This window comes from Nocardia panacis (genome assembly GCF_003598715.1).
Lineage (GTDB): Bacteria > Actinomycetota > Actinomycetes > Mycobacteriales > Mycobacteriaceae > Nocardia > Nocardia panacis.
On record NZ_QZFU01000023.1, the window covers coordinates 523,588 to 539,967 of the forward strand.

At 65.9% G+C, this 16,380-nt stretch carries 13 protein-coding genes and 1 tRNA gene; 7 read left to right on the forward strand and 7 right to left on the reverse strand.

The genetic code is table 11. From position 1 onward, the window contains the following. Positions 1-42: 42 nt before the first annotated feature. Positions 43-897, forward strand: a complete 855-nt coding sequence (locus D5S18_RS21350) for a hypothetical protein (RefSeq protein ID WP_203236837.1) — start codon at positions 43-45, stop codon at positions 895-897. A 386-nt stretch (positions 898-1,283) separates the two neighbouring features. On the opposite strand, the gene D5S18_RS21355 is transcribed toward D5S18_RS21350, so the two are convergent. The 3 genes from D5S18_RS21355 to D5S18_RS21375 all read right to left on the reverse strand — a co-directional run bounded on the left by D5S18_RS21355 (position 1,284) and on the right by D5S18_RS21375 (position 6,831). Beyond that, the gene (locus D5S18_RS21355) at positions 1,284-3,341 is read right to left on the reverse strand and encodes a PBS lyase (protein WP_147404050.1); all 2,058 of its coding nucleotides are present in this window, start codon (positions 3,339-3,341) and stop codon (positions 1,284-1,286) included. Positions 3,342-4,731: 1,390 nt separating this feature from the next. Then, positions 4,732-4,808 (reverse strand) — tRNA-Pro (locus D5S18_RS21370). A gap of 1,390 nt (positions 4,809-6,198) precedes the next feature. Further along, positions 6,199-6,831 carry a TetR/AcrR family transcriptional regulator gene (locus tag D5S18_RS21375; RefSeq protein WP_120042795.1) on the reverse strand — a complete coding sequence of 211 codons (633 nt, stop codon included), beginning with the start codon at positions 6,829-6,831 and terminating at the stop codon, positions 6,199-6,201. Between the two features lie 112 nt (positions 6,832-6,943). Between D5S18_RS21375 and D5S18_RS21380 the strand changes: the two genes are divergently transcribed. Beyond that, entirely contained in the window at positions 6,944-7,585 is a 642-nt protein-coding gene (locus tag D5S18_RS21380) for an SRPBCC family protein (protein ID WP_120042796.1), read from the forward strand. Here the strand turns inward: D5S18_RS21380 and D5S18_RS21385 are convergent. Both D5S18_RS21385 and D5S18_RS21390 read right to left on the reverse strand, forming a co-directional pair. Further along, positions 7,582-7,815, reverse strand: coding sequence for a hypothetical protein (locus D5S18_RS21385; RefSeq protein ID WP_120042797.1), 234 nt, complete (start codon positions 7,813-7,815; stop codon positions 7,582-7,584). The two genes, D5S18_RS21380 and D5S18_RS21385, sit on opposite strands and share 4 nt — an antisense overlap. Before the next feature lie 65 nt (positions 7,816-7,880). Then, positions 7,881-8,744 (reverse strand): SAM-dependent methyltransferase, encoded by an 864-nt coding sequence (locus D5S18_RS21390; RefSeq protein WP_120042798.1) that lies wholly within the window; start codon positions 8,742-8,744, stop codon positions 7,881-7,883. Between the two features lie 98 nt (positions 8,745-8,842). Here D5S18_RS21390 and D5S18_RS21395 point away from each other — a divergent pair, with 98 nt between their 5' ends. Continuing rightward, the gene (locus tag D5S18_RS21395) at positions 8,843-9,478 is read left to right on the forward strand and encodes a TetR/AcrR family transcriptional regulator (RefSeq protein ID WP_158607919.1); all 636 of its coding nucleotides are present in this window, start codon (positions 8,843-8,845) and stop codon (positions 9,476-9,478) included. A gap of 54 nt (positions 9,479-9,532) precedes the next feature. Beyond that, on the forward strand, positions 9,533-11,134 hold the full coding sequence (locus D5S18_RS21400; protein WP_120042800.1) for an FAD-dependent oxidoreductase: 1,602 nt from the start codon (positions 9,533-9,535) through the stop codon (positions 11,132-11,134). A 176-nt stretch (positions 11,135-11,310) separates the two neighbouring features. Here D5S18_RS21400 and D5S18_RS21405 read toward each other — a convergent pair whose 3' ends face one another. Next, a complete protein-coding gene (locus D5S18_RS21405) occupies positions 11,311-12,039 on the reverse strand; it encodes a FadR/GntR family transcriptional regulator (RefSeq protein ID WP_120042801.1) in 729 nt (242 codons plus the stop codon). A gap of 74 nt (positions 12,040-12,113) precedes the next feature. Here D5S18_RS21405 and D5S18_RS21410 point away from each other — a divergent pair, with 74 nt between their 5' ends. The 3 genes from D5S18_RS21410 to D5S18_RS21420 are packed head-to-tail and all read left to right on the forward strand — an operon-like array spanning position 12,114 to position 14,943. Continuing rightward, positions 12,114-12,866 carry a (Fe-S)-binding protein gene (locus D5S18_RS21410; RefSeq protein WP_120042926.1) on the forward strand — a complete coding sequence of 251 codons (753 nt, stop codon included), beginning with the start codon at positions 12,114-12,116 and terminating at the stop codon, positions 12,864-12,866. Continuing rightward, complete coding sequence (locus D5S18_RS21415) at positions 12,863-14,332, forward strand: lactate utilization protein B (protein ID WP_120042802.1); 1,470 nt, start codon at positions 12,863-12,865, stop codon at positions 14,330-14,332. Before D5S18_RS21410 ends, D5S18_RS21415 begins: the two co-directional genes overlap by 4 nt. Then, entirely contained in the window at positions 14,329-14,943 is a 615-nt protein-coding gene (locus tag D5S18_RS21420) for a LutC/YkgG family protein (protein WP_120042803.1), read from the forward strand. The genes D5S18_RS21415 and D5S18_RS21420 overlap by 4 nt, the downstream gene beginning before the upstream one ends. A 45-nt stretch (positions 14,944-14,988) precedes the next feature. Here the strand turns inward: D5S18_RS21420 and D5S18_RS21425 are convergent, their stop codons facing one another. Further along, a complete protein-coding gene (locus D5S18_RS21425; protein ID WP_147404054.1) occupies positions 14,989-16,284 on the reverse strand; it encodes an MFS transporter in 1,296 nt (431 codons plus the stop codon). Positions 16,285-16,380 lie beyond the last annotated feature (96 nt).

Consider the following 16,380-nt stretch of genomic DNA (forward strand, 5'->3'; position numbering starts at 1 on the left):
TGTCAGTGCGGTGGTTCGACCGTGTTAAGTTGCCTTCGGGGCATGGACATTCGGATGTCGCGCGGTGGCCGTGCGGCGGTGGGGATGGGGATGCGGGCGTTTGATCTGGGATTCGGGCACAGCCCGGATACGTTGCGTACCCACCCCGATGTGGGTGATCGGCTCGAGCTTGCCGATGCGGTGCGGGCGGGGTGGGTTGGATTCAGCGGGCCGGGAATCGATCCGGCGACTTGGCCGCGGGGGCCGTTCACCGGTTTGCCGATGGTGCATGTGCTGACTCTTCGGCTACCGGAGGAGTATCGCCGTCGAGGGCCGCGGCTTCCCGCGATCGCTTTCTTCCAGGGTGATGGACCTGACGTGGACCACGGCGATCCCGTGGTCGCGGATCCCGAATCCAGTGCGCCTTTCGTGCGGGGTTCGGCGGCGGCGCGGCGGCATCCGCAATTGCGTTTGATGGAAGACGTGATCGGCGGGGGGTTCGCGTTGATTTGGTTGACCGAAGAGGAGTTCGGCGCCGGACCGATCCCCCCGCCGGGTGACCGTCGCGACGGTGGGAATGGCGACGGCGATCAGGGGCCGAACGCCCGCTGTGCCACGTATCCGGTCACCCCGGTCTGGCTCGGCACTCGCGATGATCCGAACGCCGGTCTTGTCCCGTCGGAGTCGGGGGATACCGGATACCGGGATCGGTTCGACCCTGCCGGCGGGCACTGGTATGGCTGGGCCGAGGCTCTGTGGGGGCGATGCCACTTGGGCGGTACAACGTTCTGCTACCAGGCTGTGCCCGCAGGGCTGACGCCGTTCTATCTGGAACTGACGGAGTTCGGTGGTTTGAACTTCGGCACCGGCAACGCCCAGATCGACCTGGATTCCGATGTTTTCGACTGGGCCTGCTGATCGGCCTGCCGTGAAGGGCGTCGGCGAATAGCGGCGGGGCGCACGGTGGTCGACTGTCCGAAATCTGGCTCGAATCGCTTGGCGGCACACACCTTTGCTCGCTGCGATGGGGCCGCGGCGCGCGGGTACCCTCAGGACCGCGGACTTGAGACCTGATCACGAAAAGTCGGCCAGATCCCCATATTGGCGCTCACCAGCAATGGCGAGCTGATCAGTCTCGGCATGCCGGCCCAGCCATGTGAAGGCGGCAGTCCGGACCAGGGCGCGGTAGAGCAGAGCGTGGCCGGTTCGCCCGACCTCGGATAACACGCTGCCGCCCGCACATCCGCATCGCCCCAGCCGTTGCGCGGATCCGTTTCGATCCGTGCCCACAGCCGATCACGTGCCTATACCTGCGCGGTGATTCGGTCGATCGCCGAAGCGCAGAGTGTCAGCAGCTTCTCGTCCTCCTCGAGGAAGCCGGACATGTGAAGGCCCGCACGCGCGATCAGGCGTCGCGGCTCGGCCAACTCCTTACGCAGCAGGGGCAGAAACGATTCGGCCGCCGCGCCGAGCATGCCCACACACTCAGCGATCCTGCCGCGCCCGAGTGTGTGTTCTTGCCACTCAGCCGTGAAAATCGGTAGCACCGGTACGGCTTCCCCGGTGATACGGACCAGCGCCTCTGCGGCCTTGACCCTGTCCCATATCTCGTCCGAGGCCAGCAGGGGTAGCAGGGATTCGACCAGCGGCGCACCGTGCTCGCCCATCTGCCCGGCCACCATCGCCGCTTGATCCGAATCCTCGGTACCGAGCCGGGACCGCACCACCGCCACGACCAGGTCGCTGTCGCCGGTGATCGACCACGCTGTCTCTGCCGCGCGCAGCGACACACACGGGTTTGGACTCCGCATCAGCTCATCGACCATCGGCAGCGCAGCGGCCGCTGCCGGCCCGAAGTATTTCAGTGGGTACAAGGCCTTGTATACATGCGAGTCGCTCTCGGCTCGGATCGCGGCATCGAGTATCCGCGTGACATCCGGCAGCGCCTCGTACACGCCGAGGCAACGAACGGCCGTGAGGAGGTTGTCGTGCGCCGAACCATAGCCGCTACCGAGTTCCCGTGTGGTCTGGGCGAACTGCTCCAGGAGAGCGGGGACGAACTCGTGGCGGTGCGCGGTATATGCGCCCAGCCTATAAACGAGCCGTCCTGTACCGTCACCGCTGTACAGTGCCGCGACCATTCCGGGAACGGCCCGCGCGTCGCCGAGCCGGGCCAAGGCGCACAACATGTTCCGATAGTGGGCCTGAATCTCCTCGTCGGGGTGGCACCATGACTCCGGTCCGGCCGAGATCACCTGCTCGGCGAGGGCGTCTGCTGCCGGCGCAGCCAGACTGTAGGTGTCCGACAATACTTCCGCCGCCGCGTGGCGGACCTCGCGTTCCGGTGCACGGAGCCGACCATCGATCATCTCGATCAGATGCTCGAACGATCCGCGCCGAGTTTGAATAAGCCGATCAGCCAGGTGTAGCGCGTCGACGCGCCGCCCCGGATCCGGGTCACGCAGACGGTGTTCGAGGAGCGCGATGCGATTGTCCGTGTGTCCGGTGAGCGCTTTGTCCAACACGAGCAGAAGATCCCCGGTCCACACATCGGCACGGGCCGCCTGTTCCGGAACGAGCTCACGCAGTATCCCGAATAGGGTCGGCGTGAACGGTCGGTCGTCCGGCGGGGCGGCGGCGTAGCCGGGAAATTCGCTGATCTCTCGCAGCAGGGCAACGGTTTTCGCGCCGAGGTCATCGACCCATCGCTGCGGCGCCAACCGCGTGGCATGGACCAGCGCCGCCAGGCGCGTGCCGGGATCGTCGGCATCGACGGCGATCCGCCCCAGCCAGTCGGCGACGGACGAGGTGTCGGTACGCAAAGCCACGTCGGCAGTAGCACGGATCAGCGCGATGCGGCATTCGATCTCGGACTCGGATTCCAGCTGTCCCCGCAACGATGCCAGCGCATGTTCGGTGTCGGCCGAAAACAGCGCCAGCGCTGCGGCGGCCGCCGACCGTACCTCGGCATCCCGATCCGCCAGCAACGGCACGAAGTCCTCGGCGCGGTCCTGGATAACCAAGTGCGCCCGCGCATATGGCACGCGCGTCTCGGACATGTCGGACTCGTCCACGTCTCGCGCCGCGGCGGACTCGCCGATGGAGACGAGCAGCTCTGCCACCGGCCCACGGTCCGCAATGGAAGTGTCCGTGATCAATTCGAACAGAAACGGCAAACATGCGACCGTCGAATCATAGACATCACCTTGGTGGTGCACCGCCCCCAGAAACCGATCCAGAGCAATCTCCCGCTCGCACGGATCTTCCGACGCGAAACCCAGCAGAATCTCCGGCACATCCCCGGCCGGACCGTAGGCGTGTTCCAGTGAAGACCAATCGATATCGAGCAATCCAGCGAACATGACCCGCACTATGCACCACCGCACCGACATCCCGATGCCGGCCGCAGGGGTGACGCGCTCATGCCGCGCTGTTGCGGAATCGCCCGTGTCCCAAGTCACTTGCGGCAACGGTGCGACCGGCATCGGGCGACTCCGAACGCCCGCATGCACCAACGACTCTCGGCCGCTCGGCCTCGAGCGTCGACGGTTCGGTACTGCTCACAGCGCGACCCCCAACTCTCCCATCAACCCACGGTAGTAGTTCCGCAAGAGACTTTCCACCTCAACAGAATTGAAGGATGCGGCACCATCGACAGGACCGGCTGGGCCGAGTGTGAAGAACTACGCGATTCTTTCGGCCCACAGCTCCCCTGGCTTATGTTGCTCGATGGCCAATGAACATGATCCCGGCCTGAGCGCGATGGTGTGGGGCGACGACCGCGGCGGTGTCGGCGGCGCGCCGCGCCGGGTGAGTACGGCGGGAGCCTCAGAGCACCCGAAACTGCTACGCCTCAGCGAAAACAGACACCATCCCGGTGGTCACCGAACAACCCACCGCTCAGCCAGGAAGGCGAGTTACGGCACATCCGTTGTTTCCACGCCGTTTCTACCGGGACCCCGCCAACATGAACAACGCCACCAATCACGATTCACGCTGGTTGTTCCCCGGCCGGCGGACCGGACAACCGATGCATCCGCCGACGATGGGCTGCCTGCTGAAAGCGCTTGGTGTCCTCAATGTTCCGGGCCGGACATCGGCCATGCGGCAGCACGTCCTGCAGATGCCTCCCCCCTGTCGTCGCCGACCCGCTCGGCTACTACTGCGTCGCGCAGTGCCACATCCCGGCCATCTCGGGAGCGAGCAAGTAGTAGGGGGCTCGGCGATCGGCGAGTTGCGCAGCTGATCCTGCTGTGGCGATGCAACGATTCTGCGTCCGAGGCTCGTGCGGAAGAACCAGTGCTCCGGTGGGGCGGCGCGATTGGCGCGATACCAGCGCAGCAGTTCGCCGTCGCGGGCGGCCCGCTCCGCACCTTCGAGGAAGTGAGGTGTCACCGCGCAATCCAAGCCGTGCTCGACGGTCGCGGGATGGTCGGGCAGCACGGCGTCGCCGGTGAAGACCGCAGTGTACATACGCTGACTCAGTAGCGAAACGTCGTAGGCCGCGTTCTCCATCGCGAACCCCCTTCCGACAGCAGCTGCCGACCACGTCGAAACGCACTGGCCGAGCGCTGTCCGATCCCGCATCCGGTTCCGCAGCGGCGGGAACCGGGACTCTCCCACGAACAGGAGCTACGCCGAGCGAAAAACGCCTCGGCGAGCAATGGCACACATCCAGGTTCACAGTTGGCGCCGTGGTCCACGATTGGTCCCCAAAACGCAAATGGTCAGAGGCGGAAACCGCCTCTGACCTGGTCGGGCTGACAGGATTTGAACCTGCGACCACTTGACCCCCAGTCAAGTGCGCTACCAAACTGCGCCACAGCCCGTTGTGTACCCCGCTTGGGGTGCTTGAAGAGATTACCTCAGGTTCTGCTCGTACAACGAATCGGCTGGTGAGGGCGGGGTTTTGCTGGTTCGGCGTTCGGTTCGCGGCGGGTTGACTCGGTGGCATTTGTCTACTTCCGGCGAGGAAGGGAGCTGCGGATCGGATCGAGGTTCGACGGCTTGGGGTGTGGAGTAGCCGCTACTACGGGAGGCGCTGTGGCGAACTGGAGATGCACCCGAGGCATTCGGGGCTCGACCGGAGGAGGCGCCGCGCGGAAGAGGACTGTCAGGTTCGGTTACGAATGATGGTGTGGCGCATCTGATGTCGTTGTGGGTCGGGAGCGTAGTGATGGATTGACGACGAGGTGGTCGCCAGGGCGGGCGAGCAGGGTGTCGAGCAGTTCGACCGAAGGCGATGGGGCAATGTAGGGACCGAAAGCGCTTGCGCTCGGTGCGGATTCGTCCAAACCGGCCGCGACGGCGTACCGGGCGAGGATGATTCGCGCGTCGCATTCCAGATGATTTGCGTGGTAGCAGCGGCTGCGACACCTTGGAAACAATGCGGAAACTCACGAACTCAAAATTAAGCAAACTACGAGTGAATCGAGAACCAATAGGAGTTGATTGCACGAGATATTCACCCGACGAATACTCATCAGCCATCCGAATACGCTAGCAACAGCCCCTTTCGATCCCAAGATTCCGCGCACTCTACACTGTTCTCAACATTGGCGGCACGCAGAATTTTCGGATCGATTCCCGCTCCCCTCTTGCACACCCGGCAATCGATCCGATAACGTATGTTTCACACCCGAAAGGGAACAAAACTTCAGAAGCGGCGAAACTCCGAGAGTTGCGAGCGGACTTAAAATCTGCGGACGAACCTGTCGGATTGGACTCTAAATCCAAATCGCGGCGCGGACTCAAAATCCGATTGCCCACGATGTCTCGCCGCTTGCGAACTCAATAGCGGCGAATACTCCGATGCTGCGACCGACCTTAAAAGTCGCGATCGTATCGATCCGGGGGCGGATTCAAAATCCGTCGCGTCGAGCATGGACTCAAAATCCATCGCCCGAACGTTCGCCGCACAGAACTCGAGATGGTGGCGAGAGCTCCGATCCGGTGAGAACGATCTCAAAAGTCGCGATCGAACCAGGTCGGAGCGCGGACTCAAAATCCGCCGCACTGCGGCCCGGACTCAAAATCCGGCAACCCGGTGACTCGCGAAGTGCGACCCCCGCGAGACGCAGCGATCTCAAAAGTCGCGATCGCATCCATGGGAGCGGACTGAAAATCCGTAGCACCACCGCGTGGGCTCAAAAGCAGCCGGTACACCGAAGAACGCCGAGACCCCCTCAGCAATCACCGAGGGGGTCTCGGCGTATCTGCTCACTGAGCATTGAGGGAATTCAGTTCCTCGGCGAACAGCAGTCCGGAATCGAACCCCATCCCCGCGAAATGCCCGGCGAGTTCCAATGAGAGAACCCCGTGGATCCGAGTCCAGAACGATAGGGCACGGTGCAGAGTCCCGGCCGGGATCGAGGAGTCCGCGGCCCAATGGCGATGGGATTCGAGGTGGGCATCGAAAGGTGTCGACGGCCGGTCCGTTGCCGAAGCGTTGAATGCGCCGATCAGCATGGTCATGATTTCCGTGGAGATCTCGGTGGTGTCCGCAGGCGCGTGATAGCCGGGGACGGGGGTCCCATAGATGAGGAAGTAACGCTGCGGGTCGACCAAGGCCCATTCGCGTAGGGCTCCGGCGAGCACGGTCAGTTCCGTGCCTGCGGCCTGAAGGGTGTCGGCGAGGCTGCGGTATGCGTCGCGAATGAGGGCGGTGAAGAGTTCGTCGCGGTTGGCGAAGTAACGGTAGAGGGCCGGACCGCTCATCCCCAACTGTTTGGCGATCGCGTTGAGCGACAACGCGGATGCGCCTGCCGCCGCGATCTGCTCCCTGGCGCACTGCTTGATCTCCGCCTGGATCTGAGCCCGGTAGCGCTCGCGTGGGCTCTGCATCTCCGCCATGAACCACTCCCTCTCGAGCACGACTGTTAGAGGGTATCACTTTGGCTCTTGCCTCTCGCACCTTAGAGTTATAACCTCTAACCAATGCGATAGCCGATAACAGGGAGTCGAAGTGAGCAGAACCAGCCGATTCAATACCGCTCAGGCACAAGCGAATCCGACCAGATTCCGACGCGCCGCCGCAGCCATCGGCCTCGCACTGACGGCGGGTGTACTGGCCGCCCCGGCACCCGCGGTCGCCGACGGCCCCACACCGCCGACCTGCGAGGGAATGGGTATCGATCCCGCTGCCCCGATCCACTACCGCGCCGAGGCGGTCATCAAAGCACCGCTGGAGAAGGTGTGGAACCTCCAGACCGATGTGGAGCGCTGGCCGTCATGGCAGCAGCCGGTCACCAGCAGCAAGCGCCTTGATTCCGGTCCGCTGCAACCGGATTCGCAGTTCCGCTGGACCACTCCGCTTCCCGCCACGGCTATGACCGCGGCGACCACCTTGACCATCACGTCCACCGTGCACCAGATGCGCCACGAGCAGTGCATCCGCTGGAGCGGCCCCGCCATAGGCGCAGGGTTGCGCATCGACAACGGCATCCATGTATGGACCTTCACCCCGGTGGATGGCGGCGTCCTGGTGCGCACCGAAGAGAATTGGAATGGAGCCATGGTCGAGGCGGATGTGGCGACCTCCACCCGCTTCCTGGGCGCGGGCCTCGACGCGTGGCTCGCCGACCTGCGGGCAGCCGCCGAGAGTTAGCGGCCGGGCGGGCGACACATGGTCCAGGATTCGGGACCGACTCCCGCCTGCCACGGGCCATTCACGACTTCCGCCACGTAGACCGCACCGAACCCGACGGCATCGGCCACCGTCGTCAACGCACGCGCCCTGACCTCGGGGTCCGGGAAGAAGCCGCACATTCCAGGATCATCGATATGACTGTCCGCCAACGGTTTCGCCGCCGACACGACCTCGCCGACCTGCGCCACTCACGGTACGGATTCGATCCCCACCGCACGACCGTACCAACCACTCCCCCGTCGGCGTCCGGAGATCAGCGCCACGGCTTGCGCAGCAGGAAGAGGTGATAGTTGAGGTGATCACGGCAGAAGTCGCGGAACAGCGGTATCGATCGGTCCATCTCGGCGACCATGTCCGCACCGTAGCGGGCGAGGATTCGGGCGCGATTGTCGGCGAACTGCATAACCATGATCTCGGAGGTGACCAGGCAGTTCTGCGTCAGATCCACGACCCGCAGTAGGTCGAAGCCGACATCCACCGGCAGCGTCAACGCTCGCGCGAGAGGCAAAGGTGGTGGGGTGCACCATAGTTGGGTGAAGGCGGCCACCTGTTCCGTCGGGGGATCCTCGCGAATGGTGAACTGGCTCAGCATGAATCGGCCGCCGGGCCGCAGCACGCGCAGGACTTCGGCGAAAGCGCGTTCCTGATCGGCCAGATGGGCGAAGACATCGATGGCCATTGCCGCGTCGAAGGATTCGTCCGCGAATTCGAGAGCGTTGACATCGCCGTAGTCGAAGCCGACACGGTCGGATAGGCCCGCCGCCTCGGCCCGCGCGGTGGCCGCGAGGGTCTGCGATCGACTCACGGTGATGCCGGTGACGACACCGCCGCTGCGCTCGGCCACCAGCACTGCGGGACCGCCTGTGCCGCAACCGATATCGAGCAGATACTGTTCGGGCTCGAGTCCGAGGGTCTCGATATGGAACTCCGTCATCCGCCGCTGCGCGAGATTGGCGAGGTCGCCGAGACCGGTGACGGGGTGCTTCTCGCTCGGATCGACCCACATTCCGGCGTGGATGCCGAAATCGCCAATGGTCCATCCGTAGAGTTCGCCGAATCGGTCGTAGTTCGCCCCTACTTGTTCCGGCGTGGGAACCGGGTGCGCGGAGTCGATCATGGGAACCACCACCGTCCGTGTCGTGGTCGCAAGAATGACTTGTGGAAATGATATCTCGCGGTTCGGCGCACGATCGCGCCCGTGGCAGACTCGCCACGATGAGCGACACGGTGCGGCGACGAGGGCGACCTGCGAAGTTATCCCTCGAGGCGATTGTGGCGGCGGCGGAGGAGATCGTGGGTTCGGAGGGGGTCGGCGCGCTGACGATGCGTCGGGTCGCCGACCGGGTCGGGTCCTCGCCGATGGCGATCTACCGCCATGTGCGCGACAAGGACGAACTGCTGTTGACGCTGCTCGATCGGGTCGCGGCCAGGGTCGAGCGGCCCGAGTTGCCCGCAGATCCGCGCGAGCGGCTGACGGCGCTGTGGCGGCTCATCTACGACACGCTGACCGAGCATCCGTGGGTCGTCGCGGTGTTGGCCGGGGGCGATCTCGCCGGGGCGTCGATTCTCTGGGCGGTCGAGGAGATTCTGCGGGCGCTGCTGGACTGCGGGCTGAGCAGGCAGCAGGCGGCGGCCGCCTATCGGGCGGTGTGGCAGTACACGGTAGGGGTGCTGACCATTCGGATCGCTATGGCCGGATCGGCCATGGATCGTCCGAGCGGGCAGCTACGGATCCTCGCGTCTGTCGACTTGCCGCTCATCGCCGCGTTCGCGGCGGACTGGCCGCATCCCTGGGACAACTACGACTACGGCCTCGGGCGGCTCCTCGATGGGCTGATCACAAACCCTTGACGTCGACCCCACCCATTTTGAGTACTTGTACTCAAAATAGCGTGGAGGTATTCGATGAGCGAAGTGGATGTGGTCGTAATCGGTTCCGGCGCGGCCGGATTGGCCGCGGCGCTGGCCGCCGCGCACGGCGGGGCAAGTGTGCTTGTGCTCGAAGCGTCCTCGCGCTGGGGCGGATCGACCGCGGTCTCCGGCGGGCAGGTGTGGGTTCCGGCCAACCCGTGGATGGCCGCAGCGGGATTCGACGACTCTCCCGAGGAGGCGCTCACCTACTGCGAGACCGCGGCGCCCGGACGCGACAGCGAACTGGTGCGGCGATTCCTGCAGGCGGCTCCGCTGATGGCGCGCTTCCTGGAAGATCGGACACCGCTTCGGTTTTCGGCCGTGCCCGCCTATCCGGAGACCTTCGTCGAACTGCCGGGCGGGAAACCGGCCCGACATATCGAGACCGGCCCGGTCGCAGTCGGCGACCTGGGCGATGCCGGTGAACTACTGTGGCCCGCACCACTGTTCGAGCCGGTGCTGACGAATCAGGAGATTTTCGAGCACCGGTTGTTCGCAGGCGGCCCGCCGCCGCTGGATCTCATCGCACGCCGCAAAGCCCTGGGTGTGGTGACGCTCGGCGCGGGGCTCGTGGTCGGGCTGCTGCACGGTTGTCACGCCGCCGGGGTCGACCTGATCCGCGACCGCCGGGTCACCGAATTGTCGTGTGAGGAGAGCGGACGAGTCGTCGGTGTGCGAACCGCCGAGGATCGTACCGTTATCGCGCGGCGAGGTGTGGTGTTGGCGAGCGGCGGATTCGAGCACGACACGCGGTTGCGATCGCGCCTACTGTCCGGTCCGCTCACCCATCCGGTGACGCCGCCGATCCAGCACGGGGATGGGATCCGCTTGGCAGGCGCCGTCGGCGCGGCGTTGGAGTACACGGCCGAATACTGGTCGTGGCCCGCGTGCCAGGTGCCGGGCCGGGTGTGGCCCGATGCCGAGGCAACCCCGCAGCCGCAACTGGTCCTGCCGGAAAGGTCACTGCCGCATACACTTTGGGTAAATTCGGCGGGCCGCCGATTCGTCAACGAGTCGAGCCACAACTGCGCACTCGTCTTCGCCGACCTCGACCCGAACACGCACCGCCCCCGCAATCTGCCCGCTTGGACGATCGGCGACGCCCAGTTCCGCGCCAAGTATCCGGTCGCGGGCATCCCGGCAGGCGCACCCGCCCCCGATTGGCTGATCCGCGCCGACACCGTCGCCGAACTCGCCGAACGAATCGATGTCGATCCAATAGCGTTGCAGCACACCGTCACACGCTTCAACACCATGGCCGCCGCGGGTCGCGACGACGACTTCCACCGCGGACAGACCCGCTACGAACACGCCTTCGGCGATGCCACCGCCCCGAACCCCAACCTCGGCCCCGTCACCGAACCCCCCTTCTTCGCACTCCCCGTCCACCCCGGCGCGGTAGGCACGAAGGGCGGCGCCCGCATCGACCGCGACGCCCGCGTCCTCGACTGGCACGACCGCCCCATCCCCGGTCTCTACGCCGCAGGCAACTCCGCCGCCGCAGTCTTCGGCCCCGGCACCTTCGCGGGCGGCCTCACCATCGCCTCCGCCCTGACCTGGGGCTGGATCGCAGGCAACCACCTGACCTCCGCCTGAAGCCCCGGAAGGCGTCATCCGACCGGCGAAACACGCACACAGGTAGCGGCAGAACACGCACTACCGCAGCACATTCATCCGAATGACCTCCATCTCGCCGATCGGCTGGGCGAGGATCTGATCGCCGGCCATGTTCTCTACATCGGTGCCGACACCTTGCCTTTCCGGCCCGAAGTTCAGCGCTGTGCCGGTGGCTGCGCTGTGGAACGCGGCTCGGTAGGCGGGTCGGTCAGGTGGCCGTAGAAGGTTTCGATGTGGTGGCGGGTGTGGGTGGCGGCGGCGGGGCCGTCGCCCGCTCGGAGGGCGGCGACTATGGCGTGGTGTTCGCGACGGAGGGCGGCGGCAATTTCGGGCCAGTTGTCGAGTTGGGCGACGGTGCGCATGACGTAGGCGCGGATGGATTCGCGCAGGGAGATCATCATGGCCTCGATGAGGACGTTGCCGGATAGGGCGGCCAGGGCGACGTGGAGATCGGCGTCGAGGTTGTGGAATTCGTCGGGGGTCAGGGTCGGGTCGTCCATGGCGGTGAGGAGGGCGTCGACTCGACCGAGGTCGCGGGATTCGGCGCGGGCGGCCTGGTCGACGGCCCAACATTCGAGCAGGGTGCGGGTTTGGACGATATCCCGGACGGGAACGGTGCCGGTGGCGACGTGCAGGCGCAGGGCCGCGCCGATGGAGGCGGCCGGGTCGGCGGCGACGACCGCGCCCGCGTCCGGTCCGGATCCGACGGCGGTGCGAACGATGCCCATGGCCTCGAGCACGCGCATGGCCTCGCGCACCGAGGAGCGGCCGACGCCGAGTTCCTCGGCCAGGCTGCGTTCGGGGGGCAGTTTCGCGCCGACGGCGATGCGGCCCGCCGCGAGATCCTGTTCGATACGGCGCAGGACCACCTCATGTGTTCGCACGGATTCACCATAGCCGGATGTGGTCGGACCACAGTGGGGTACTGTGGTCCGACCACAGATCCCTGGAGGTGTCGATGAGAATCGCCCTGTTCGCCACCTGTTTGGCGGATGCACTGCTCCCCGCGTCGGCGGTGGCCACGGTCCAGTTGCTGGAGCGGCTCGGCCACCAGGTCGTGTTCCCAACCGAACAGACCTGCTGCGGCCAGATGCACATCAACACCGGCTATTTCGCCGAGGCGCTGCCACTGGTCCGCCACCACGTCGAAGCGTTCGAGGACCGGTCCTGGGACGTCGCGGTCGCCCCGTCGGGCTCCTGCGTGGGCTCGGTCCGCCACCAGCACGCCATGATCGCCCGCCGCCACGGCGACGACGACCTGGCCGCCCGCGCCGACGAGATCGCCGCCCGCACCTACGAACTCTCGGAGCTGCTGGTCGATGTGCTCGGACTCACCGATGTCGGCGCGTACTACCCGCACCGGGTCACCTACCATCCGACCTGCCATTCGCTGCGCATGCTGCGGGTGGGTGACAAACCGCTGCGCCTGCTGCGCGCCGTGCACGGCATGACGCTGATCGAATTGCCCGCCGCGGAGTCGTGCTGTGGCTTCGGCGGCACCTTCGCCATGAAGAATGCCGAGACCTCCACGGCCATGCTCGCCGACAAGATGAGCAATGTGCTGCGCACCCGCGCCGAGGTCTGCAGCGCGGGCGACTCGTCGTGTCTGATGCATATCGGCGGCGGTCTGACCCGATTGCAGACCGGGGTCCGCACCGTGCACCTCGCCGAGATCCTGGCCAGTACCGAGCCGACGGGAAGCCGACGATGACCACCTTCCTCGGAGTACCGGGCACCGGAAACCTGCGTGGCGAAGAACCTTTCCCCAAGGCCGCGCGAACCGCGCTGGCCGACACCCAATTGCGCGCCAATCTCGGCGCGGCCACCACCACCATCCGGGACAAGCGTCGCGCCGCCGTCGCGGAGGTGCCCGACTGGGAGCAGTTGCGATTCGCGGGCAGCGCGCTGAAAACCGAGGTCCTGCGCCGACTTCCGGAACTGTTGGAACAGTTCGAACGCAACGTGGTCGCGCGCGGCGGCGCCGTGCACTGGGCGCGCGACGCCGACGAGGCGAATCGTATTGTCACCGAGCTGATTCGAGCCACCGGCTCGGATGAGGTGGTGAAGGTCAAATCCATGGCGACGCAGGAGATCGGGCTCAACGAGCACCTCGCCGGTGCAGGTATCGCGGCCATCGAGACCGATCTGGCCGAACTGATCGTCCAACTCGGCGACGACAAGCCCAGCCATATCCTGGTTCCCGCCATTCACCGCAATCGGGCCGAGATCCGCGAGATCTTCCTGAATTCGATGCCGGGTATAGATCCGGATATCTCGGATGTGCCGCGCGAGCTGGCGATGGCGGCGCGCGCACATCTGCGCCGGAAATTCCTGCGCGCCAAGGTCGCCGTGAGCGGGGCGAATTTCGGTGTGGCCGAGACGGGAACGTTGGCGGTGGTGGAGTCGGAGGGCAATGGGCGCATGTGCCTGACGCTGCCCGAGACGCTGATCACCGTCATGGGCATCGAGAAGCTGGTGCCGTCGTTCACCGATCTCGAGGTGTTCATGCAGCTACTGCCGCGCTCGTCCACCGCGGAACGGATGAATCCGTACACCTCGATGTGGACCGGTGTGCACCCCGGCGACGGACCGCAGCAGGTGCACGTGGTGCTGTTGGACAACGGCCGCACCAACGCGCTCGCCGACGAGGTCGGGCGGTCGGCGCTGCACTGCATTCGTTGCAGCGCCTGCCTGAATGTGTGCCCGGTCTACGAACGGGTCGGTGGACACGCCTACGGCTCGGTGTATCCCGGACCGATCGGCGCGATCCTCAGCCCGCAGCTCACCGGCAACGCGGGCCGCGACGATCCGAATGCCACACTGCCCTATGCCTCCACGCTGTGCGGTGCCTGCTTCGATGCCTGCCCGGTGCGGATCGATATTCCGAGCATCCTGGTGCATCTGCGCGCGCAGCAGGTCGACGCGACGCGGCAGGGGCCGCCGAGTCCGCAGGATCTGGCCATGCGCGCGGCGGGCTGGGTGATGGGTTCGGCGAAGCGGTTCGCGGCGGCGGAATCGGCGGCCAAGGGGGCGCGGCTGCTGGGCGGTCGCAAGGGTCGGATCACCGCGCTGCCCTATCCGGGTTCGAAATGGACAGCGGGCCGGGACTTTCCGGCTCCGCCGCGAGAGACATTCCGCCAGTGGTGGTCCCGCACCCACACCGAAGGGGAAGTATGAACGCCCGCGCCGAGATGCTGGCTCGCATCCGATCCGCGATCGGGGAAGTGCCTGCGGCACAGCCTATTCCGCGCGACTACGAGCGCGCGCCCGCATCGGGTCCCGGCGATGTGGAGCGGTTCGCGCACACCGTCGACGACTATCGGGCTCAGGTGCATCGGGTCACCTCTGATCGGGTCGCGGCACTGATCACCGAATTGATCGCCCCGGATGGTCGGGTGCTGTTGGCGCCGGGTCTGTCACCTGATTGGCGTCCCGATCGGGAATGTGTCGTCGACGGGGAGCCCAGCGCGCTGTCGGTCGCGGATCTCGACGCGGTGGACGTCGTGGTGACCGGCTGTGTTCTCGGTATCGCGGCCACCGGCACCGTGGTCCTCGACGGCGGGACCGGACAGGGCAGGCGGGCGCTGACCTTGGTGCCCGACCACCACATCTGCGTCATCCGGGCCGATCAGATCGTGGACACCGTGCCGCAGGCGTTCGCCGCCCTCGATCCGCACCGGCCGCTGACTTTCATCAGTGGTCCGAGCGCGACCAGCGATATCGAATTGGATCGCGTCGAGGGTGTGCACGGACCGCGCACGCTCGATGTGGTGATCGTCTCCCGATAGCGGAGAAGGCCCGGTTCGGCGAACCGAACCGGGCCGAAATCACTTTCAGGACACCGCGACTCGACGCGCGGCCTGCATCGATTCCGCGTTGTCGCGCCTGATCAGCAGACTGCCGAGCAACAGCGCACCGGTGGCGCACCCGACCAGGATCCACAGCAGCAGACTCGGGCTGTCATCCATGATCTGCGGTGTGATCGCCGCGAAACCCGCGAAGACGAAGCGCGCCACCGCATTGGTGAATCCCTGCGCCGTCGCGCGGGCGTTGACCGGGAAGCTCTCCTGGGTCCACACCTTGTAGATCGCCTCGCCCGCGAACGGATAGCCGAGGTTGAAGCCGAACAGCACCAGCACCATGATCCAGAAGGTCTCGCCGCCGGTGAGCGCGCCGAGGAGCATGGCGATGATCTGTCCCACCGCGCCGAGGAAGAACAGCGGCCTGCGCCACGGTCCGTCGGCGATTCCGGCGAACACCACACCCGCGAGCACGCCGACGACCGTGGCGATGAAAAGCCATGCGGTGGCGGAACTCTGAGTCGCCCCGCTCACCGTGGTGAGGAAGTACGCCTTGAACTGGCCCCAGGTATTGGCCATCAGCCCCCATGCCACATAGAAGCAGGCGGTGAGAATGAGCGCGGTGCGGAATTCCCTGCGGCCGAACAGTTCCCGCAGCGGCAATGCCGGACCGCCCGCCTGCGCGGCATCGTCGGCCCGCGCGTGCGCCTGGTCCTCCAACTGCTGCATCAGTGTGCTGAAAGTGCGCACCGCCCAGGTCATCGCGCCGAGCACGGCCAGGTGGACGAACAGCAGCCGCGCACCGGAGATACCCATCTTCGACACCACGAAGCCGAGCGCGGTCACCACCGCGATACCTATCCCCCACATCACCTGGGTGAAGGCGACGAGACGTCCGCGCACCTCGGCAGGGGCGAGTTCGGCGACCACCGCGACGGAGGTCGGCAGATCGGCGCCCGCGGCCAATCCGGCGATGACGACGCCGACGACGATCATGCTCGGATTCACGGCGGCCGCGATCAGCGCGACACCCACCACATAGACGAGCAGGTCGAGGGTGAACATGCGCCTGCGTCCGAACATATCGGCCAGCCGCCCACCGAACAGCGAGCCCACGGCGATGCTGAATGTCAGTGCCGCGCTGATCATTCCGATGGTGCCCGCGGTCAGTCCGAATTCCCGCCGCCACAGTGACAGGCTCAGCCCGACCGAGACGATGACGCCCGCGTCGAGATAGGAGGCCATGCCCGCGACGGTGGCGAGGTACCACAGCTTCTTGCCCACCGGTCTTTTGGCGGGCGATGCCGCGCGGTTGGTCGATGTACTCAATTCGATGCTCCTGACTGGTTTTCGAGCAGGGAGGGGCGGGAGTCTGGAGCCGGTGGTTGTCGAGCCGGTGCGGGCAGAACCAAGGCACTGCGGGAC

Coding starts and splice junctions, on each gene's coding strand:
- D5S18_RS21395 (WP_158607919.1), top strand. CDS start 8,843: ATGAGCGACACGGTGCGGCGACGAGGGCGACCTGCGAAGTTATCCCTC.
- D5S18_RS21420 (WP_120042803.1), top strand. CDS start 14,329: ATGAACGCCCGCGCCGAGATGCTGGCTCGCATCCGATCCGCGATCGGG.
- D5S18_RS21415 (WP_120042802.1), top strand. CDS start 12,863: ATGACCACCTTCCTCGGAGTACCGGGCACCGGAAACCTGCGTGGCGAA.
- D5S18_RS21355 (WP_147404050.1), bottom strand. CDS start 3,341: ATGTTCGCTGGATTGCTCGATATCGATTGGTCTTCACTGGAACACGCC.
- D5S18_RS21390 (WP_120042798.1), bottom strand. CDS start 8,744: ATGATCGACTCCGCGCACCCGGTTCCCACGCCGGAACAAGTAGGGGCG.
- D5S18_RS21400 (WP_120042800.1), top strand. CDS start 9,533: ATGAGCGAAGTGGATGTGGTCGTAATCGGTTCCGGCGCGGCCGGATTG.
- D5S18_RS21410 (WP_120042926.1), top strand. CDS start 12,114: ATGAGAATCGCCCTGTTCGCCACCTGTTTGGCGGATGCACTGCTCCCC.
- D5S18_RS21375 (WP_120042795.1), bottom strand. CDS start 6,831: ATGGCGGAGATGCAGAGCCCACGCGAGCGCTACCGGGCTCAGATCCAG.
- D5S18_RS21350 (WP_203236837.1), top strand. CDS start 43: ATGGACATTCGGATGTCGCGCGGTGGCCGTGCGGCGGTGGGGATGGGG.